The organism is Bacillus cereus group sp. BfR-BA-01522 (assembly GCF_022662635.1).
Taxonomy (GTDB): Bacteria; Bacillota; Bacilli; order Bacillales; family Bacillaceae_G; genus Bacillus_A; species Bacillus_A cytotoxicus.
Genome location: NZ_JAKUDY010000002.1, coordinates 314389 through 330161, shown reverse-complemented (window position 1 = coordinate 330161; position 15773 = coordinate 314389). Strand labels below are relative to the sequence as shown.

Below are 15773 nucleotides of genomic sequence, written 5' to 3'. Positions count from 1 at the left end.
AAGAATATGAAAGCCAAATATCGTTTCATGATTTCATCATTTGCAGCATGTGCTTATATGATTTGGTATTTAGTATAATAAGCAACCTAAGTTGTAAATATGAAAAAGGTGTGTATATAAATGGAGTATAACCAATCAACTATTAACTATTGGAAAACATTTGTATTACCATATACATTTGCTTTAGAAGAATTAAAAACAAAATTTGAAATTATGAATCGGGAAGCTCAGTTCCTAGAAGACTATAACCCGTTTGAACATATAAAAACAAGACTAAAACAACCAGAAAGCATCATAAAGAAGTTGGAACGTAAAAATTTGGCTCCAACAATCGCAAATGCTCAAAAACATTTACATGATATTATCGGCATTCGAATTACATGTTGCTTTGTAGAAGACATTTATCATTTAAAACAAGTGATTGAAAATCGTGAAGATATGCAAGTCATAGAGGTAAAAGATTATATAGCCTCTCCGAAGCAAAATGGGTATAAAAGTTTGCATATGATCATCAAGTATCCATTATTATTGAATTCTGGTACAAAGGATGTCTTTGCTGAAATTCAGCTACGTACACTGGCAATGGATTTTTGGGCAAGCTTAGAACATAAGCTCTATTATAAATATGAAGGAAACATCCCTGAATATTTAAAGGATGAACTACATGATGCTGCCATGAAAGCTGAAGAGTTGGATAATAAAATGGCAACAATTCGCCAAGATATCGATGAAATTGAAGCATGTGCAAATCAAATTTCATTGCCATTATAAGGTTAAAAATTAATCCATGTTTTTTCCTTCTAAAAAAATAAAGTGAAACTTTAATCAGTGGGGGTTTTCTTCATCCCCCACTGATTATGAGCCCTCACCAATCAGGCTGCCCTAAAATAGCGGGATAAAAAAGCGAGGCAAATTGCCTCGCTTTTTTTCACAATTAGCGTCTACCTTTATTCGGGTCACCACCACCCACAATATCAAATACACGTTTTGCTAAGTTTGTATTTTCTTGAACACCTGAGAATAAGTATTTACCTGGACCAAATGCATATACATTTACATCCTCGCCGGTATGTCCGCCTGTTGTCCATCCCGTAACAGATCGTTTATTGAAGATATTTTCAATTGCGTTATCAATCTTCGTCACATCTTTTGACGGAGCAATCTCATTTACTGCTTGAATTTCTTCTGGCGTTAGTTCTAAATCAATATACTTTTTCAATGTCTCTTCTACATTGGCACCTTTTGCAATTTCATTTGCCATGAAATCTGGCGTACGTTTAGCAGCTTTCAGAGGATCTACTTTAAAGTTATATTCACCATTTGCGCCTAAAGAGAAGCCTCCTGTAGAATGATCAGCCGTTGCTACAACTAACGTATGCTTATCCTTTTTCGCAAATTCAATTGCCGCTTTAAATGCTTTTTCAAAGTCTTCCATTTCGCTCATCGCTGCAACAACATCATTATCGTGACCAGCCCAATCGATTTGGCTCCCTTCTACCATCAAGAAGAAACCTTTATCATTTTTCTTTAAGCGATCAATTGCTGCATTTGTCATTTCTTCTAATGAAGGTGTTTTATCATTGCGATCAATCATTTTATCTAAACCACCTGGTGCAAATAAACCAAGAATTTGATCGTTTTTATCCTTTAACAATTGCTCTCGATCTGTTACATAACTATAACCAGATTTTTTAAATTCCTCTGTAAGGTTACGATCCTTTCTCACAAAGTTTTTCATGCCGCCACCAAGCATAACATCTATTTTATGTTTTCCATTAATTTTTTCATCAAAGTAATCATCTGCAATACCATCCATATTTTTACGGTTCGTATCATGAGCACCAAACGCAGCTGGCGTTGCATGCGTAATTTCAGAAGTCGCAACTAACCCTGTTGCTTTCCCTTGTTCTTTTGCCTGCTCAAGCACGGTTTTGACTTCCGCTTTATCATTATCAACTGAAATTGCTGCATTATATGTTTTGATACCAGCTGACATTGCTGTTGCAGCCGATGCAGAGTCCGTAATATTTTCATGCTCATCTTCTGGATATGTTTTTTGCGTCCCTACAAGATGTTTATCAAATTCTGTCGGCTCCATTCCAAATGTTTTTGGATCGTCCTTCATATAACGATGAGCTGTCATATAAGAAGGGCCCATCCCATCCCCAATTAATACAATAACGTTCTTGATTTTCGCGTTATTCTCTTTGCTATCTGCTTTAATTGTTTCCGAATGTGTAAAGTTCCATGTTGCAACTGAAGTAATTGCTAACGATGCAACAACAGCAAATGGCCATGCTTTCTTTATCATTTTCTTCACTTTTTGTCCCCCCAACAGATTATTCAGTTCCCACTACCCAATCTACTGAAAAACTGTTAAGAAAAGATTAGGCTCACGTAAACATTTTGTTAAGTTATGTAAATTATCGTTATAATTTGTATAACTTTGTCCTTTCCTATCAAGTATTTTGACCTTTACAAAAAACGAGTTTATCTTCCTTTTCTTATGATAAAATATTTGTATCCATTTTAGACAAAGCAAGCAGTATAAACCGAAATATCTTTCATAACTAAAGTTTACTTAACTAAAAAGAAATGAGGTGCGATTCTATGAAAATACAACGATTAAACAACTTTGACATTCCAGATTTACTATCCCTTTGTGAGTCCGTTGGATGGTTGCAACCTAAGTCTTTCATGCAAAAACAATTTGAACTGTATCTTTCAATCGGGACATTATTAGGCTATATAAAAAATAAAAAACTCATTGCCGCTGGCGGGGTATTTCCCTTTCAACCAGCATATTCTTCTATCGGTATGTTAATCGTTCATCCAAATTTTCAGAGACAAGGTATTGGCCGCGCCTTACTAGAACATTGTTTACAATTCGCCGATTCTTCTCTTCCTACTATTCTTATTGCTACCGACGCCGGCGTACCTTTATATCAATCATTTAGGTTTGAAACAATAACAAATGTCCATCGCTTTGAAAAACTCGTTATAAATCCAACTATGAAATCCCGCCATTTTAAGACAATTACGCCACGCGATTTTGACTCTCTCATCCAGCTTGATCAAACCGCAACAGGTGCCAATCGACGGCAACTTTATTCATTATTACTCCCTAGAATAGCATTCTCTCTCAAACTCGAAACGAATGGTACTATAGATGCCTTTACACTCTGTATACAAAAAGGAAATATTCTATGTGTAACACCTCTTATCGCGAAAAAGGAAGAAGATGCTATTCTATTATTACAGCAACTCTCTCAAATGTGGAATGGTGTGATTCGGATTGATGTCCCGCAATCACACATCACATTTCGCACTTCCTTACAAAATGAACAATTTCAGGAAACATTACGTTCTCCACTTATGATAAGAAATGGAAAACACCTTCCTGGAAATCGTGATATGCTATTTACTATGATAGATGCAGCCTTATGCTAGAAAGGGGACACATCTTTGAATAAAATAAAATGCTATATCGTCGGCTGTCTCGCTCTTATGCTATTCGCATCATGTAGCGCGGCAGAAAAACCGGTAAAACAAGCAAAAGATATCTTTACCGCTGCAGTCACTACCAATGAAAAAATGGTAGAAATAGATGGACAAACCATTTATTTTAAACAAATCGGTGACAAAAAACCTCCGCTACTTATGATTCATGGTTTCGGCGGATCATCAGATGGCTTTCAAAAAATTTACTCAAATTTAGCAAAAGATCATACAATTATTGCTGTTGATGCTTTAGGATTTGGAAAATCATCAAAACCGATGGATTTTTACTATTCTTTCCCAACTCACGCAAATTTATATTATAAATTAATGAAAAAACTAGGTTATGATAAATTTGCAATACTCGGCCATTCTATGGGGGGAGAAATTTCTCTCAATTTAACATATTTATACCCTGAAGCAGTCACGCACCTTATTTTAGCAGATGCTACAGGCGCTACTTCATTAACGAATAAAAACGGATCACCTAAACCAAAGTTATCTGCAGATTTAAGCAATGTTTCTTCTATTTCCGATTACGATGAAAATAAAGTGAAATTTAAACGAAATGATGAAAAGCATTACAACAAAATGAAATTATGGCCTCGCCGTCTAAATATTAATGCGGCGGAAATAACCACTCCGACCTTAATTATTTGGGGAAGAAATGACAATCGCGTTTCTTGGAAAGAAGGAGAAATATATCATCAATTCTTGAAAAATAGCACTTTCCATATTATCGAAAAAGGCTATCATGCTCCATTCCGTCAAGAGCCAGAAGAATTTGTCGGGTATGTAAACAAGTTCTTTGAAAAAAATCCTATTTCACCAATAAAATAATCAAAAGGGTATCCCGTATATGAGATACCCTTTTCCTATATTAAGCAACTTGTTTCTGTCGCTTTTTTTGTTTTGAACCGAATAATTTTGCTACAATCCAGCCGTCAAGTCCCAGTTTGCCAGCATTCATACTCGAAACAAGAATAAGCATAGATAAAATAACCATTTGCGGATTCACACCAATAGACCCACTAAACATATAGGAAAAGTTCATTACAAGACCAAAAAAGATAGCTGTTTTTGTTAAACAACCTACGATTAAGCCTATTCCAACTAGAATTTCTCCCCATGTTACAAGCGTATTGAATAGATCTACATTCGGAATTGCGAAATCTTGTAAAAATGATGCCCACCAAGTTTGTACAGCCGGTTGTGCTCCTTTTGATTTTTCAATGGCTCCTTGTAAATACCCTGTCGCATCAAATCCCTTTCCTTGTAATTTACCGATTCCAGCCATTAGCCATGTATAACCAAGATAAACACGAATAATCGCTAATACAAAAGAAACCGCTTTGTTTTCTCTTAAAAATTGAATAAACATTTCTTCCTCCTATAGTTGTAATTGATTTAGTTACATTAAATATAATAACATTAGTTACTTATTTTTTAAATGTTAATTATGAATGGTTTTTGACAATTATATAAAACATCTAAAGCTAATATTTATATAGTTACTTCTATTACATATAAAAACTTGAAAATATCATACCACAATTGATAATTATTTTCATTAAAAGAATGTAAAAAAATTATGTAATAAATGTGAAACATGCTCATCCTATATGGAATAAGCACGCCATTTTTTTCATCTATATAATTGGAAAGTATACGTTTCATCATCTATTGTTTTTGCTGTTTGAAATGCTTCCGTAATCGTTTGTTTATGATTAATTAGCCCATAAAATAGGCGAATGATAAACATTAATGCTGCATTTCCATCGACATCATCTACCGAACCAATATAAGTTTTTGCTCCGCTATTTAGAAATGCTTCTGCAAGTTTCCTATTTCCTAATGTACATCCACTATTAAAAATATGCTTATTATGCAATCTTGCATATTTGCTAATTTCTGTTACACCAAAGTTTCCTCTCGGTTCATTTTCTTCATATACTTCTTCAGCTAATTCTCCCATTATCATTTCTCCTTCGTCGCCATGGAAACAAAAAACAATATAATTTATATCGTCATACAAAACTTCTCCCGAAAGAACTTCCATCAAATCTCGCGGCCGGCCAATCCAATAGGTAATCACTCTCGCCCCAAAACACTCAAGTGTCGATCGCAGTGATTGTGCTTCTAGATCGGAATAATCACCGACTACTAATGCAATATTCATATACTCCCTCCACTCATCGCTTTCATTCATATATACCTGTTTCTTCTAAAAAATCCTCTCTTGTTAACATGTTTTTTTGGCAAATACTGCCTATATGCTGTAATTGTTCCCTCATGGGATACAAGATAAATTCTGTTTGCATATAATGTATAGCACCATCTTATGCATTCGTCTGCTAGATTCATAAAGTCTTGTTCTAATATTGTATTGATTCCTTCCATAACAGATTATTCTTACTATCTCCTACTAAGAAATTAGGAAATAACTTTTGAATGAGCTTCCAATTTAACAACTAATCACATGGTAAAGTTCGAAGGATCAGACTTACAATTAGCACATTATTTTCATTCAGAGGTAAATTCTTTCGAAGTAACAACGCTTGTTGCTTCCCTTCTGTTGTCAAATAAGGATGCTCGATTTGCAAGCTTGCTGGCACATTTTTGGTATGTACTCCTTGACCATGCCTTACAAAAAAGTTTCATCTCTCACCTCTTTTGTATGAAATTCTATATATACTATCATACTAGTTTCAATAACGACAGCCTAATCCCTTCCACTTACAGTATTCCCCTCAAAAAATTTCATACATAAAATCATTTATCTCCCCCTAAACCTCTAATCATCATTTCTACCACAATTGGTTATAGTAACAGAGAGAACACGAAACTTTGAGGAGGAATCATTCATGAATAGTTCAAATGATTACTTAAACACATTGCATGAAAAGCAAGCAAAAGATGAACAAAACAGAAAGCGGCAAGGAAATGGAAACCCTGGAAAAAAGAAGCCAAATAAAACGCATAAATAATTAGAAGAAACCCACCTAAAAGTATATTTTAGGTGGGTTTCTTAAAATTCTTTAACAGAAGCGACCATTTCGGTTTTGTAATATGTTCTCCTTTTGTTACTTGTGTTTCCTTACCGTTTATTTTTACCCATAAATCATGATCGCGGATAAAATATACAAATTATAAGAAAAAAACACTTTTTACACATTTTCTTTCTCTCCTTATCATTCCCCCATCGCTATATTTTAGATAAGATACAATTTTAATCAGTGGCGCTTCCTTCATCTCTACTCAGTACGAACCTTCGCCAACTAAGCTATCCTAAAATAGCAGGATGAATAGGGGTACTACTATTTCATCTTCCTGATCAAATAATCTAGCACTAACTTTTTTGTTTCTCACAAAACAAATGTTAAATAATTCAAAATTTTATGATAAAATTTTCATAAGCGATTATATTTTTTTTAAATGGTGGTGATAGATTTTGTAAAGGGCGATATTTCAGTGAATTTCTACTGACAGAAAGAACTTACAATCAATTGATTAGAGAAAAAAGGAGGATGTAGAAATGAAGAAGACAGAAATTCCAGCGCATTTAAAGCCTTTTGTGTCTAAGCAACATTATGATCAGTACACACCCATTAATCATGCTGTATGGCGCTATATTATGAGGCAAAACCATAACTTTCTAAAAGATGTGGCTCATCCAGCTTATGTGAACGGATTAAAATCATCTGGTATTAATATAGACGCAATTCCAAAAGTGGAAGAAATGAATGAATGTTTAGCACCAAGCGGTTGGGGAGCTGTAACGATTGATGGTCTGATTCCCGGAGTCGCATTTTTTGACTTTCAAGGTCATGGTTTACTACCAATCGCAACAGATATTCGCAAAGTAGAAAATATTGAATATACACCAGCACCTGATATCGTTCATGAAGCAGCAGGTCATGCTCCCATCTTACTTGATCCTACATATGCCAAGTATGTAAAACGCTTTGGACAAATTGGAGCAAAAGCTTTCTCAACAAAGGAAGAGCATGATGCCTTTGAAGCAGTTCGTACACTCACCATTGTAAAAGAAAGTCCAACTTCAACACCTGAAGAAATTGAAGCAGCGGAAAAAGAAGTAATCGAAAAACAAAAACTAGTTTCAGGTGTATCAGAAGCGGAACAAATTTCTCGCCTTTTTTGGTGGACAGTTGAATATGGACTGATTGGCGATCTAGACAATCCTAAAATTTACGGAGCTGGTCTACTGTCTTCTGTAGGCGAAAGTAAGTATTGTTTAACAGATGCTGTTGAAAAAGTTCCATTCTCGCTCGAAGCTTGCATAAAGACAACATACGATGTGACGAAAATGCAGCCGCAATTATTTGTCTGTCAGTCATTTGAAGAACTGATAGAAGCACTTGAAGCATTTTCTAAAACAATGGCTTTTCAGACGGGTGGTGCGGAAGGATTAGAAAAAGCAATTCGCTCTGAAAACATAGCGACTGCTGAACTAAGTAGTGGTTTACAAATTACAGGTACATTCTCAGAAATGGTGCAAAATGAGGTTGGTGAAGTAATTTATCTAAAAACCAATACACCAACCGCTTTAGCATTCAATCATAAGCAACTGCCTCATCACTCAACAGCTGTACACGAAGATGGATTTGGTACACCAATTGGTTTATTGCAAAACAATATAGCATTAGAAGATTGTACAGAGGAATCTTTACAATCATTAGGTATTCTAATTGGAAACAATACTGATCTTTCCTTTGCAAGCGGTGTTCACGTAAAAGGAACTGTAACTGATATTATAAAACAGGATGAGAAAGTCGTTCTTATTTCCTTTACAAATTGCACTGTTGTTTATAAAGATCACTTATTATTTGATGCTTCATGGGGAACATTTGATATGGCAGTTGGTTCTAACATTACATCTGTATTCCCAGGTGCAGCCGATGCAGCCTCATTCTTCCCCATGGATGAAGAAATAGAAAAAACCCCCGCATCACTTTCACTATCAGAGCTAGATCGTATGTATCAAATGGTTCGAGATATTCGAAATAAAGGTGAGCTGCAAGATTCAGATGTAGCACAATTAGTAGCCATACATGAAGTATTAAATCAATTCTATAAAAAAGAATGGCTACTTCGCCTTGAAATATTAGAGTTGCTTGTAGAATATAACAAAGATCAAAAAACAGCCTCTTTCTTACTGCAACAACTCTCTACATTTACAGAAAATGAGTCTGTACAACGTTTAATCCATAATGGACTTGCTTTACTTCCAATAAAGGATGTGAAAAATAATGCAACGATTAACAGATCATGAAGTACAAGAGGAATTAAAGAAGCTAGATAAATGGACAGTGAAAGATGAAAAATGGATTGAAAGAAAATATATGTTTTCCGACTACTTAAAAGGTGTCGAATTTGTCTCTGAAGTCGCCAAACTATCAGAAGAACATAATCACCATCCATTTATCCTTATTCAGTATAAAGCAGTAATTCTCACTTTGTCATCATGGAATACAAAAGGACTAACAAAACTTGATTTTGATTTAGCAAAACAATTTGATGACCTCTTTTTACAGAATGAAAAAGCGATTATAAAAAAATAAGAAGAAGCCGCGCTTAGGCTTCTTCTTTTGTAATCAAGTGAATACGATGACCAAATGGATCCTCAACTTGTAATACTCCGTCTTTGTACGTTGCAATAATACCAATATCTTTTAAGCTTTTACATACCTTTTCTGTTTCCGTTTCATTTGCTAATACAATTGTAAAATATTTCAAGCCGATAGAATTTGGCATTTGTGATGGCACTCCTTCACCTTGCCATGTATTTAAACCGACATGATGATGATACCCACCAGCAGAAACAAACAACGCACCATTTCGAGGTGGAATCGTTATATCAAATCCTAGACCATCTACATAAAATTGTCTTGCTTCTTCTAAATCAGATACATGGAAATGAATATGTCCTATCACTGTACCACTCGGGAATCCACTCCATGCCTCTCCTTGCTGTAATAATCCTTCACCATCTAACGGGTTACTAACAAACGGGATCTCTCCATTTTCATCACGCCATACTTCTCTTTGGCGATCATGATAAATTTCTATTCCATTCCCATCTGGGTCAGCTAAATAAAGAGCCTCACTAAAGTAATGATCTGCCCCACCATGCAACGGATATATCTTCTCTACAAGATGACGCAGAACATTTGCTAACTCTTGTCTCGTCGGTAATAAAATTGCATAGTGATATAGACCTGTGCGATTTTTCTGTTTCGGTAAAGCATCTTTTTGTTCTTCTATTATAAGAAGTGGTTCATTTGCATTTGTACCAAGTGTAACGATTGTCTCTTCTTCTTGAATTACTGTGAATTGTAATACATTCGTATAAAACTCTAGTGATCTTTTTATATTTGATACGTATAGATGAACAATACCAAGTGCTGTGTTGGGATGAAGCTGAAAGCTCATATTGTTATACCCCCGCAAAGATTAGTCTTTTTTAAACATAGTTGCTTTTAAGAAATTATCTATAAAACCATCAGCTTTTGCAATAAATAGGTGAAGTCCCATTGCTAATAATGCAAGATCTAATTCAAAACCAGGATTTTTCCCATCTCCTAATAAACCAGCTGACCATTTTACTTTTACAATTGCTCCAACCATAATGATTGCAAATAATAGTCCAACATATCTTACACCTAAACCGATAATTAATAATAAGCCGCCAATTAATTCCATTGTTGCTACGCCATAAGCAAGTCCACCCGGTAAACCGATACTTGTAAACCATCCTGCAATATTTTCAATTCCTGATTGGAATTTTACTAAACCGTGCATGAAGAACGTTACTCCTAACACGATACGAATAATTAAGTTACCAATACGTTGATTCATTTCTTTCTCTCCTTTATAGTTTTGTTATATAAAACTTTTATTAACATTACAAAACATATAATAAATTTTTTTATTCGTCAATTCATTTTTTAAGAAAAAATATATTTTTTTTGCTATGATACAAATAGTTGTTACAAAAAGGAGATTGATTTTATGAATATTGGTTCTGCAATACGCGAAATTCGTCAACGCAGAGGCATCACAATCGCTCAAATTTGTGAAGGGACAGGACTTTCTAAAGGGTTTATGAGCCAGGTTGAAAATAATAAAACTTCACCATCTATCTCAACTTTAGAAACGATTTCCAATTTCCTAAATGTTCCTCTTCCTTATTTATTGCTTGAACAAAAAAATCGTATGAAAATTGTCAAAAAAGAAGAGCGGAAATATAGCGTATATGGAAAAGATAAGCAAAGAATTGAACATGTAGCAGAACAAGGTGGTCTGCGCTTATCTTTAGTAGAGATTCCTGTTGAATTCCCGAAAGAGAATAAACCAAACGCTCATGAAGGAGAAGAATGTCATCTTGTTTTACGTGGAAAATTAGAAGTACAGCATGGAGAAGATATTGCAATTGTAGAAGAAGGTGATTCGTTTTCTTGGAGTGCTTGTGTGCCTCATATTGTTCGAAATATTGGGGAAGAACCTGCATTACTACTCATCTCTAGCCATGCAGAAAATCGAAAACACATTTACTAATTACTCTAAAACCAATAAAGTGAAACTTTGATCATTGAGGGCTTCTTCCTCACCAATCGAGCTGTTACGAACAGGAAAAAAGCTTGTTTTTCCTTTGAAAACAAGCCTTTTTCCTGCTCTTATCCCTTTAAATATATAGATTTTCCAACGCATTATCATTCGCTTTATCCTAATATATCTACTCCTCAAGGTTGTTCTTATTGTATAATATATCAGAATATTCTTATATGTTTTTATGCAACTCTAGAAGTATCACTTTCTGCTCCTCATCACTCCGCTCTTTTGATCGCATAGACAAGAACATCCTTCCCATGAAATGAGGCTGTTTGTTCATAGCTCAATCCCGTTTTTCTAGCAACAAAGATAGAAGCGGGATGATCTGGGTTGATAAGGGAAATTAATTTTTTTAGTCTTAGCGCTTGAAATCCATAGTCCCGAAATGCTACTGCTGCTTCTTTTGCATAACCTTTTCTCCAATATGCAGGAAGTAACCAATAGCCAATTTCAATTTCTTCTTTACCGTCTACTTGTTGCCGCACAAGTCCCGCATGTCCAATCGGTACTGCTGTCTCTTTTTCGATCATTAGAAATAGTCCTAAACCATTTTGATAACCTGGAAGAACCCAGTTTTCGAGGTTTTTTTTGCACTGCATATATGTTTTAGGTGTCCCATTTCCAATATAGCGCATTACTTTTTCATTTCCCCATAACGAAGCATAAAAGTCTAAATCAGCCATTGTATATTTCCGAAACTGCAAACGATCTGTATGAAACATACTACTACCTCCTTCTTGTAGATTCTCTTTCTATTATCGCAACTGGCAATCGGATTTGCTGTACATGTTCTTTTCGCGACTGTTTGTGCAATAAAAAAATTGAATGTTGGGCCATGCTTCTAATAGATGTCTGTATTGTTGTTATGTTAGGAGTCATAATCATTGAAAGAGGTTGATTATCAAATCCAATCACTCCTAAATCTTGTGGAACATGAATATGTAATCGTTGTGCTGTCATAATCATACCTGCAGCTATTTCATCACTACCTGTAAAGATTGCATCTGGAATATCGCGCATGGAGGAAATACTATATATCACCTTTTCTCCATCCTTTAATTCAAAACAGTTTGAAAACACCCATTCTTGCTGTAACTGTAGGCCATATTCCTTTAATGCTCTTTTATAACCTTTATACCTTTGGCGCTGTGCTTTACTTTTTAATGTATCGTAACAAAAACCTATCCTTGTATATCCTTTTTCAATCAAATGTTTCGTTCCCATATATCCCGCTAACTCTTCATTAAATTGAACTGTACAAATCTTTTCTGTTTCAACATGTTCATTACAAATAACAATTTTCCCGAAGTGCATTGCCTCTTCTACTTCTCCAATCGGTAACGAAAGTGTCATAAAAATTAATGCATCTAATTTTTTCGTCTTAATGTAGTGTAAAAATTCTCTCTCCTTATCCATCTCATAATTTGACTGTAAAATCACAATATCGTAATGATCTTTTTTTAATATATAACTTAATTCTTGAATTAACTGGCTAAAAAAAGGATGATATATATTTGGAACAACTACACCAACTAAATTTGTTTGAAGACGCCTCAAATCTTTAGCCGTTGCTATTGGTACATAGTTTTGTTCCTCAATAATTGCTTCTACCCTTGCCCGCAATTCTGGACGGACATAAGGATGACGATTGAGTACTCGAGAAACCGTCGCTTTTGATACTCCAGCTAACTTCGCAATATCTTCAATGGTAGAAATGGTAATTCCCCCTTGATCTGTGATACATTTCAGAATGTACAGTATATTGTAAGTTTTACATCTATTATAAACGAGGTGAACAAAAATATGGGGAAAATTCAACTTTTAACAGAAAGAAGTTATTGAGGGAAAAGCAAGTTGCTTTTCATACTGCAAATGATAAACGTGGTGCAGAGGAACTAAATCTCTATGCTGCCTTTATTATTACAGCGATATACAAGTCTTGACGAAAAAAAGCAGTAAACAAAACTTGTTTACTGCTTCCATATGATAACTAGTATAAAGAAAACTACAGGTTTGAGGGGGGTGTAGAATTTTCAGATATATACTAGATATTCCATTTGGTTCTAATCATTCCAAAATCTCACATGAAAACTATCTTCTATTACATTATAATTGATAAAGATTATCATTGTCAATGTAAAACGCATACATTTTCTACACAAATTTTATCTATATAAAAAAACGCTACAAAAAGATATATTCTTCTTGTAGCGTTTCATCTATTCATACTCGTTCTCCTCTAACTGATCACGCAACACTTTAATACGTTTAAAAAAGAAAAACGCCATTCCTAAAAACAAAACAATAACACCCATCATCGCAAAGAATTGTACCGTTTCTCTTCCTCCATTTGGAATCAATAAACCAATCATAAAAAAGGTGGATATTGCAAGGAGGACTTGACCGAAGCGAGTATAATCTGCGATTTTTTGTTGCAATTCTTTCAACTTTTACCACTCCTCCCTATCACTTTATCATATTCTAATAGTTTTTGAAGCAAGTAAATACAGTCAATGAGGGAGAAGTTTGCCAAAAAAAAGAGCCGTTATTCACGGCTCTTTCATTATGCCAACGCTTGCGCTAAATCTTCAATTAAATCTTGACCATCTTCAATACCGACAGAAATACGAATTAATGTATCTGTAATACCTAGTTCTTTACGGCGGTCAGCTGGAATAGAAGCATGTGTCATTTGTGCCGGGATTGAAATTAAGCTTTCAACAGCCCCTAAACTTTCAGCAAGTGTGAAATATTGTACTTTCTCAAGTACCTTATTTAATGTTTCTTCACTATCTACATCGAATGAAATAATAGCACCGTATCCGTTTGCCTGTTCCTTTGCTAGTGCATGATTCGGATGCGATTCAAGCCCTGGATAGTATACTTTATTAACCTTTGGATGGTTATTTAAAAACTCGGCAATTGCACGTGAGTTTACTTCATGTTCTTCCATGCGAATACCTAATGTTTTTAAACCGCGTAGTAATAAGAAACTATCTTGTGGTCCAAGAACACCACCTGTTGAATTTTGAACAAAATGAAGATCTTCTGCTAATTGCGGACTATTTACAACAACTAAACCAGCAACTACATCACTATGTCCCCCTAAGTATTTCGTTGCACTGTGAAGGACAATATCTGCTCCCAGAGAAATAGGTGACTGCCAATAAGGAGTCATAAATGTGTTATCAATAATTGTTAGCAAACCCTTTTCTTTGGCAAATGTAGAAATTGCTTTGATATCTGTAATCTTTAATAGTGGGTTTGTTGGTGTTTCAACATAAATCGCTTTTGTATTTGGACGTACTGCCGTAGCTACTTCATCCAAATTTGTCGTATCTACAAATGTATGTTCAACACCAAAGCGGTTCAATACTTTTGTCACAACACGATATGTTCCACCATACACATCATCCGTTAAAATGATATGATCTCCTTTTGAGAATAACATGATTGTTGCTGTAATTGCAGCCATTCCGGATCCAAATGCAAATCCCGCATGACCGTTTTCTAGTACTGCAATCATTTCTTCTAAAGCTGCACGTGTTGGGTTTCCTGTGCGTGAATATTCATAACCTTTATGCTTACCAACTGCTTCTTGTCTGTACGTACTTGTTTGATAAATGGGCACATTGACAGATCCAGTTGAAGGTTCTCCTATGCGAATACCATGAATTAATTTTGTTTTTGCTCTCATTTTTATTCCCATCCTTTGTATATATCTTTACTTAAGTAACGCTCACTGCTATCTGGAAAGATCGTTACAATATTTGTGCCTGGTTTTGCTTTCTCCGCTTCTAGCAAACTTGCATGAAATGCAGCGCCTGATGAACTTCCTACAAGGAGTCCTTCTTTTTGTGCTAATTCTTTCACACGTTTAAAGGCATGTTTATCAGAAATCGTATAAATTTCATTAAAGTAAGACGGCTTTAAAAACGGCGGAATAAATTCAAGACCAATCCCTTCCGTTTCATGTGAACCTGCTTCACCACCATTTAAAATAGATCCTTCTGGTTCTACAATAACCGTTTTTACATTGGAATTTTGTTCTTTTAAATACGATGCAGTACCCATAAATGTACCACCAGTACCTGCACCTGCTACAAATATATCTACTTCTCCGTTTAAAGCTTCCCAAATTTCAGGTCCCAGTGTTTTAAAATAAGCACGTGGGTTTGCCTCGTTAGCAAACTGACTTGGAGAATATGAATTTGGAATTTCTTTGACTAACTCTTTTGCTTTTTCAATTGCCCCTGTCATTCCTTGTTCAGTTGGTGTGTGAACAACTTTTGCACCAAGTGCTTTCATTAGCTCTTGTTTTTCAATGCTAAATTTCTCTGGCACACAAACAATAACATGTAAGCCATGCTCTAGTGCAGCAAGTGCCAGTCCAATACCAGTATTCCCTGCTGTTGGCTCAATAAGCGTTCCACCTTTTGTGACAAGCCCTTTCGCTAATGCATCTTCAATTAATTCTTTTCCGAGACGATCTTTCACACTTCCACCTGGATTATAAAATTCAAGTTTCGCAAATAATCGAACACCATCTGGAAGTGAAAAACGAGTAATTTCTACCATCGGTGTATGACCAATTAATTCATGAACCCCACGATACACCTTCATCGTGTTCTCCTCCTTACTTG

General features: G+C 35.2%; 17 protein-coding genes and 1 pseudogene. 7 read left to right on the top strand and 11 right to left on the bottom strand.

Annotated features, from left to right (window positions below; genetic code table 11):
- Positions 1–120: 120 nt before the first annotated feature.
- Positions 121–771 carry a GTP pyrophosphokinase gene (locus MR059_RS04275; RefSeq protein WP_012095531.1) on the top strand — a complete coding sequence of 217 codons (651 nt, stop codon included), beginning with the start codon at positions 121–123 and terminating at the stop codon, positions 769–771.
- 163 nt (positions 772–934) lie between these two features.
- On the opposite strand, the gene MR059_RS04270 is transcribed toward MR059_RS04275, so the two are convergent.
- A complete protein-coding gene (locus tag MR059_RS04270) occupies positions 935–2320 on the bottom strand; it encodes an alkaline phosphatase (RefSeq protein WP_012095532.1) in 1386 nt (461 codons plus the stop codon).
- A gap of 290 nt (positions 2321–2610) precedes the next feature.
- On the opposite strand from MR059_RS04270, the gene MR059_RS04265 reads away from it, so the two are divergent.
- Together MR059_RS04265 and MR059_RS04260 are read left to right on the top strand one after the other, a co-directional pair.
- Positions 2611–3450, top strand: a complete 840-nt coding sequence (locus MR059_RS04265) for a GNAT family N-acetyltransferase (RefSeq protein WP_012095533.1) — start codon at positions 2611–2613, stop codon at positions 3448–3450.
- Between the two features lie 57 nt (positions 3451–3507).
- The gene (locus MR059_RS04260; protein ID WP_048723930.1) at positions 3508–4338 is read left to right on the top strand and encodes an alpha/beta fold hydrolase; all 831 of its coding nucleotides are present in this window, start codon (positions 3508–3510) and stop codon (positions 4336–4338) included.
- A 40-nt stretch (positions 4339–4378) separates the two neighbouring features.
- On the opposite strand, the gene MR059_RS04255 is transcribed toward MR059_RS04260, so the two are convergent.
- From MR059_RS04255 to MR059_RS04245, 3 genes and pseudogenes are all read right to left on the bottom strand, one after another.
- Positions 4379–4879, bottom strand: coding sequence for a DoxX family protein (locus MR059_RS04255; protein ID WP_012095535.1), 501 nt, complete (start codon positions 4877–4879; stop codon positions 4379–4381).
- Between the two features lie 264 nt (positions 4880–5143).
- Positions 5144–5677 carry a hypothetical protein gene (locus MR059_RS04250; protein ID WP_012095536.1) on the bottom strand — a complete coding sequence of 178 codons (534 nt, stop codon included), beginning with the start codon at positions 5675–5677 and terminating at the stop codon, positions 5144–5146.
- Positions 5678–5699: 22 nt separating this feature from the next.
- Positions 5700–6113: pseudogene (locus MR059_RS04245) on the bottom strand (histidine phosphatase family protein).
- 249 nt (positions 6114–6362) lie between these two features.
- On the opposite strand from MR059_RS04245, the gene MR059_RS04240 reads away from it, so the two are divergent.
- The 3 genes from MR059_RS04240 (at position 6363) to MR059_RS04230 (ending at position 9080) form a co-directional block, all read left to right on the top strand.
- On the top strand, positions 6363–6485 hold the full coding sequence (locus MR059_RS04240; RefSeq protein ID WP_041810033.1) for a DUF4023 domain-containing protein: 123 nt from the start codon (positions 6363–6365) through the stop codon (positions 6483–6485).
- A gap of 548 nt (positions 6486–7033) precedes the next feature.
- Entirely contained in the window at positions 7034–8791 is a 1758-nt protein-coding gene (locus MR059_RS04235) for an aromatic amino acid hydroxylase (RefSeq protein WP_242161571.1), read from the top strand.
- The gene (locus MR059_RS04230) at positions 8766–9080 is read left to right on the top strand and encodes a 4a-hydroxytetrahydrobiopterin dehydratase (protein ID WP_242161601.1); all 315 of its coding nucleotides are present in this window, start codon (positions 8766–8768) and stop codon (positions 9078–9080) included. Before MR059_RS04235 ends, MR059_RS04230 begins: the two co-directional genes overlap by 26 nt.
- A gap of 13 nt (positions 9081–9093) precedes the next feature.
- On the opposite strand, the gene MR059_RS04225 is transcribed toward MR059_RS04230, so the two are convergent.
- The gene (locus MR059_RS04225) at positions 9094–9951 is read right to left on the bottom strand and encodes a VOC family protein (protein WP_242161569.1); all 858 of its coding nucleotides are present in this window, start codon (positions 9949–9951) and stop codon (positions 9094–9096) included.
- 21 nt (positions 9952–9972) lie between these two features.
- Positions 9973–10377, bottom strand: a complete 405-nt coding sequence (locus tag MR059_RS04220; RefSeq protein WP_012095540.1) for a DoxX family protein — start codon at positions 10375–10377, stop codon at positions 9973–9975.
- Positions 10378–10530: 153 nt separating this feature from the next.
- Between MR059_RS04220 and MR059_RS04215 the strand changes: the two genes are divergently transcribed.
- The gene (locus MR059_RS04215; protein ID WP_012095541.1) at positions 10531–11076 is read left to right on the top strand and encodes a helix-turn-helix domain-containing protein; all 546 of its coding nucleotides are present in this window, start codon (positions 10531–10533) and stop codon (positions 11074–11076) included.
- Positions 11077–11345: 269 nt separating this feature from the next.
- Here MR059_RS04215 and MR059_RS04210 read toward each other — a convergent pair whose 3' ends face one another.
- From MR059_RS04210 to MR059_RS04190, 5 genes are all read right to left on the bottom strand, one after another.
- Positions 11346–11852: a GNAT family N-acetyltransferase gene (locus MR059_RS04210; RefSeq protein ID WP_012095542.1), complete on the bottom strand. Its 507-nt coding sequence runs from the start codon at positions 11850–11852 to the stop codon at positions 11346–11348.
- A gap of 4 nt (positions 11853–11856) precedes the next feature.
- On the bottom strand, positions 11857–12948 hold the full coding sequence (locus MR059_RS04205; protein ID WP_012095543.1) for a LacI family DNA-binding transcriptional regulator: 1092 nt from the start codon (positions 12946–12948) through the stop codon (positions 11857–11859).
- 401 nt (positions 12949–13349) lie between these two features.
- The gene (locus MR059_RS04200) at positions 13350–13577 is read right to left on the bottom strand and encodes a YrhC family protein (protein ID WP_012095544.1); all 228 of its coding nucleotides are present in this window, start codon (positions 13575–13577) and stop codon (positions 13350–13352) included.
- 116 nt (positions 13578–13693) lie between these two features.
- A complete protein-coding gene (locus MR059_RS04195) occupies positions 13694–14827 on the bottom strand; it encodes a bifunctional cystathionine gamma-lyase/homocysteine desulfhydrase (RefSeq protein WP_012095545.1) in 1134 nt (377 codons plus the stop codon).
- A gap of 2 nt (positions 14828–14829) precedes the next feature.
- Positions 14830–15753, bottom strand: a complete 924-nt coding sequence (locus tag MR059_RS04190) for an O-acetylserine dependent cystathionine beta-synthase (RefSeq protein WP_012095546.1) — start codon at positions 15751–15753, stop codon at positions 14830–14832.
- Positions 15754–15773 lie beyond the last annotated feature (20 nt).

Excerpts from the sequence above, each read along its gene's own strand:
- MR059_RS04225 (WP_242161569.1), bottom strand. The coding sequence starts at position 9,951 with ATGAGCTTTCAGCTTCATCCCAACACAGCACTTGGTATTGTTCATCTA.
- MR059_RS04255 (WP_012095535.1), bottom strand. The coding sequence starts at position 4,879 with ATGTTTATTCAATTTTTAAGAGAAAACAAAGCGGTTTCTTTTGTATTA.
- MR059_RS04240 (WP_041810033.1), top strand. The coding sequence starts at position 6,363 with ATGAATAGTTCAAATGATTACTTAAACACATTGCATGAAAAGCAAGCA.
- MR059_RS04190 (WP_012095546.1), bottom strand. The coding sequence starts at position 15,753 with ATGAAGGTGTATCGTGGGGTTCATGAATTAATTGGTCATACACCGATG.
- MR059_RS04275 (WP_012095531.1), top strand. The coding sequence starts at position 121 with ATGGAGTATAACCAATCAACTATTAACTATTGGAAAACATTTGTATTA.
- MR059_RS04220 (WP_012095540.1), bottom strand. The coding sequence starts at position 10,377 with ATGAATCAACGTATTGGTAACTTAATTATTCGTATCGTGTTAGGAGTA.
- MR059_RS04235 (WP_242161571.1), top strand. The coding sequence starts at position 7,034 with ATGAAGAAGACAGAAATTCCAGCGCATTTAAAGCCTTTTGTGTCTAAG.
- MR059_RS04215 (WP_012095541.1), top strand. The coding sequence starts at position 10,531 with ATGAATATTGGTTCTGCAATACGCGAAATTCGTCAACGCAGAGGCATC.
- MR059_RS04265 (WP_012095533.1), top strand. The coding sequence starts at position 2,611 with ATGAAAATACAACGATTAAACAACTTTGACATTCCAGATTTACTATCC.
- MR059_RS04195 (WP_012095545.1), bottom strand. The coding sequence starts at position 14,827 with ATGAGAGCAAAAACAAAATTAATTCATGGTATTCGCATAGGAGAACCT.
- MR059_RS04260 (WP_048723930.1), top strand. The coding sequence starts at position 3,508 with ATGCTATTCGCATCATGTAGCGCGGCAGAAAAACCGGTAAAACAAGCA.
- MR059_RS04250 (WP_012095536.1), bottom strand. The coding sequence starts at position 5,677 with ATGAATATTGCATTAGTAGTCGGTGATTATTCCGATCTAGAAGCACAA.
- MR059_RS04210 (WP_012095542.1), bottom strand. The coding sequence starts at position 11,852 with ATGTTTCATACAGATCGTTTGCAGTTTCGGAAATATACAATGGCTGAT.